The 4,144-nt window shown below is 44.8% G+C and carries 2 protein-coding genes; both read right to left on the reverse strand.

All coding sequences use genetic code 11. The annotated features are described in order from the left end of the window. On the reverse strand, positions 1-836 hold an 836-nt coding region (locus AC5590_RS18990; protein WP_248277437.1), incomplete at its 3' end, for a TubC N-terminal docking domain-related protein. Continuing rightward, on the reverse strand, positions 833-4,144 hold a 3,312-nt coding region (locus AC5590_RS18995), incomplete at its 5' end, for a non-ribosomal peptide synthetase (protein ID WP_169268903.1). The genes AC5590_RS18990 and AC5590_RS18995, both read right to left, overlap by 4 nt.

Raw genomic sequence — 4,144 nt, forward strand, 5'->3', positions numbered from 1 at the left:
AGAGGTAATTCAGGTGCTGGGGGTAAAGTGTCTAAACGGCTGAACCAGTAATCCTGCGATCGCTTCACCAAATCTGGATCTTCCAAAACTTTCTTATTGATAACATAATCCCGGAATGATAGTTCCAACGGCGGCAATAAAAGCTCAGGATTCTGGTAAAGTTTATTCCACTCCTGGTACAAAATTCGAGCACTCGCAGCATCCATCATCAATAAATCTATACTGATGTGAAGTCGAACGTGCCCCTTATCCAAATAAGTGGCTCGAATATCGAACAAGGGCCACTGCTGTGACGGTAACACTTGGTGGGATAATTTTTCTCGAATGGCTTCTAATTGAGCGTCTACTTCTTTCCTTTCCAGTCCTCGCAGATCCAATATTGAAATTTCATAGCATGGAACTTTCTCTAAAATCTGTTGCTCACCTGTAGGCAGAACGATTGCTCGCAGCATATCGTGGCGCTCAATTAACTTCTGCCAAGCATATGTAAGCCGTGACAAGTCTAAATTGCTAGCTTCAAATTCAATGTAACCATTAATGGCTACATTGCCTAACTCAAATATGCCACTGCGCCCCACCCAATAAGCTTGCTGGATGTCAGTCAGAGGAAAAGGTTCGTATCGCCTGCTAGGATCTGGCTTAATGATTGGTAGAGAAGTTGCGTTTGTATCGGTTAAGCGTAGCAAGCGGATAATCTCTAATTTATGCTTTGCCAATGAGTCAAGTAGCTCTTTTGTCAATACTCCTTTTGGTGCTTCAATACTTAATTGGTCATTTTCAACCCATAATTTCACACCACGTTTGTCGAGTTCAGTTAAAAGTTCATTTCTGTTCATAATGTGAATCTCTCCTTATCATCGCTAGGTTGAGTAGATAAGGGCTTTTGTTTGATTTTTGCTAATGTTAATTGCTCATCCACAGCCAAAGCCAGTTCTGCAATATTGGTTGTTTCTACCAACAATTGCTTCATAGACACGTTTACTTTTAGTGAGGAAAGCAACTGGTTTCTCAACTGCACTAATTTCAGTGAATCCATCCCCAACTCAAAGAAATTATTATGGATACTTACTGCTTCTATCTGAAGGAGTTCTTGCACAATTTTGGCTAAAGTTCGCTCCATTTCAGTTTTTGGAGGCGCTAAGACCACTTCTGACTTCGACGCTATATTGAGGCTGGGCAGCGCCTTGCGGTCTACCTTTCCATTGGGGGTTAGAGGCAAGGCATCTAGGAGAATATATTCAGCAATGCCCATGTACTCCGGTAGCTTCTGCTGAAGGTACTCCCGCAACTGGTCAGAAATTGACTGCGACCTCTGAGTCGTTTTGGGTGATAACCACTGCTTGGTATGAGCTAAATCTATTTTCCCACCCACAAAGCTATAAAGCAGAACCTGACTTGATTCCAGCCTAAATAAATCTTGCAGTTCGGCAAATTCTAGGTAGCCAATGGGACAGAGTCCAATTTGGTGTACTGGTGCGGAGTTCATCAGCAACTGACCAATATGACCCGCTTCTAGGAGACAGAAGTCCATTGCCCGTTCCCCATACATCGGGGTAATAGCACTTAGTTTGCCAATCAAAAACAACTGAAAGGCGGATTGCTCAAAAAGTGGTTGATTGCCACCATATATACTGCTTTCAATTTCGCTCTTTGCAGTGAGTAACACCAAACGGTGGTCAGCGGGATGATAATAGTATATACCTGCTTCGAGGTGTTCTACTCGGTTGGGTTTGATGAATAAGTAAGTCTGCACAGGATAAAGACTCCCAGCAGAAGGATAACGATATTTTGGTAGAGGATAATCATCCAGTTTCATCTGAGAAAGGCAGCTTAAACTAAGGCTAAACTGTTCCAAGGAGATAGGTTGAGGTAGAAATTGCCTATAACTTTGACGCTCAAGGTATGCTTGGGTTAGGGCTTCATCAAATTCAGGTTTGGGCAACTGGATACTGGTTTGAGAAGATTCTAGCTGTCGTAATCCCGGTTGCTTGAGCTTAAATTCAATCCGCTCTACAGGGTCGAGTACCACTCCTTCAAGTTGACGGGGTTGGTAAGCTTCTACTAAATTTTGATTTGGTGAAAGCGGATTGGTGGAGATAGATTCTTGAGCGGGGACAACATAAGCTATAAGCTGCTTGTTCTTTTGTGACTCTCTCACTGCAGTAACCACCACCTCCTTAATCATGGGATGTTGTTTCAATGCCGCCTCAATTTCACCAAGCTCAATGCGGTAACCATTGATTTTGACCTGAAAATCTTCCCGCCCCAGAAACTCAATATTGCCATCGGGCAAATAGCGTCCCAAATCGCCAGTTTTGTACAACCGCTCTTTAGTGACGGGATGGGTAATAAAGCTGGCTTTTGTCTTGTCTTCATCTTGCCAGTAACCTAATGCCAGTCCTATACCCCCGATATAAAGCTGTCCGGAAACCCACACAGGACTTGGTTCCATCAACTCATTGAAGACATAAAAACGTTGATTCAAGAGCGGTTGTCCATAGGGAATACTCTTCCAATTTGGGTTTACTGTCGAAATCTCATAGCAAATCGACCAAATGGAAGCTTCGGTTGCTCCTCCCAAACTCACTATCTTGAGATTTGACCACAGCGCTTGAATTTGCCCTGGTAAACTAAGAGGTAGCCAATCCCCACTCAACAAAGCCAATCGCAGTGATGTCGGTGCTTTTCCCGGTTGTGTGGACAAATATTCCACCAACATCTGCATCAGCGCCGGAACTGAATTCCACAGGGTCACTTCACTTGATACCATTAACTCTAGCCAGTGAGCGGGGTCTTTGCTTGCTTCTTGTGCAGGGATGACAATTGCTCCTCCTGCCGCCAGAATACCAAAGATATCGTACACTGACAGGTCAAAATTCAACGCTGACAGGGCTAACACGCGGTCAGATGATCCAATTCCAAAGCGGTCATTGATGTCTAATATGGTATTGACTGCACCGCGATGGTCAATCATCACCCCTTTGGGTAGACCTGTGGAACCGGAAGTGTAAATGATATAAGCTAAATCACAGGGAGACTGCACTGATTCTATGTGACTAGAGTTGCTTTGTTTCAACTCCTCAGTCTCAACATATAAACGCTGAATACCTGATTGCCAAGACAGAGCGCGATCTAGCTGAGGCTGAGTCACAACCAGCTTGACTTGCCCTTGTGCAAGCAGGTACCACTGTCGTTCCTGGGGAAGTCCGGGATCAATGGGCAAATAAGCCGCCCCGGACATTAAGATTCCTAGTACCGCGACAATCTGCTCCCACCCTTTGTCCATCACGACAGCAACCAGCGTGTTGACAGTGACTCCCAACTGCCGCAATCGATGTCCTAATTGATTGGCGCGTTGGTATAATTCTTGATAAGTGAGCGTGCGCTCTGGGGTAATGACTGCTGGGGAAGTAGCTCGCGCTTGTACCTGGTTAATAAACAGACTGTGTAAGGTTTCTTCAGAAATGGGTGCGCCTGTATTATTCACCGCAATTCGTTGGGACAATTGCGCTTCTGGTAATAATTGCCGATGAGTCTCAACCCAAGCTGAGTCGGAAGTAGCTAGCTGCTCAAGAAAATGGTAGTAAGCTCCAAAGATATCGTCGAGAAGACCTTCAGGGAAAAGTTCTTCGACCGCATCCCAGTTGAATACTAATGCTCCATTTTGCTCACTGACTTGATGATCCAGCCAGACTTGTGGTGTTTGGCTGATGCTATAGACCACCTCTCCTAATTGATTCAAGATTGATCTGTTGTGACCAAATGAGTCCATACCCAGGGTGCTGGTAAAAACCACTGGCATAAATTGATAACTCTGTTGCCGACGGCTTAGTTCTCGCTGAACCTGCAAACCACTAACATAGCCGTGGTCTAAATCCTGCCACAGTTGCTGTTGTAATTGTTGAGCACGGGTAGTAAACGAATTAGGGACTGAGTTGTCTACTTCTAAAAGTGTCAGCGAGGTAAAGTCCCCTACAAGGTCATTGACTTGGGGATGTAGGGATAGACGATGAAACAGGGTAAGATTGATGGTAAATTTCGCGCTTTTGCTCCACTGGCTGAGGATTTCAGCAAAAGCACTTAGCAATACCCCGGAAGGAGTTAGATTGACTTGGTTAGCCCGGTCTTTCAATTGTTGCCATTG

Origin of the sequence: Brasilonema octagenarum UFV-OR1, from assembly GCF_963888615.1 — a bacterium.
In the GTDB taxonomy this organism is placed as follows: domain Bacteria; phylum Cyanobacteriota; class Cyanobacteriia; order Cyanobacteriales; family Nostocaceae; genus Brasilonema; species Brasilonema sennae.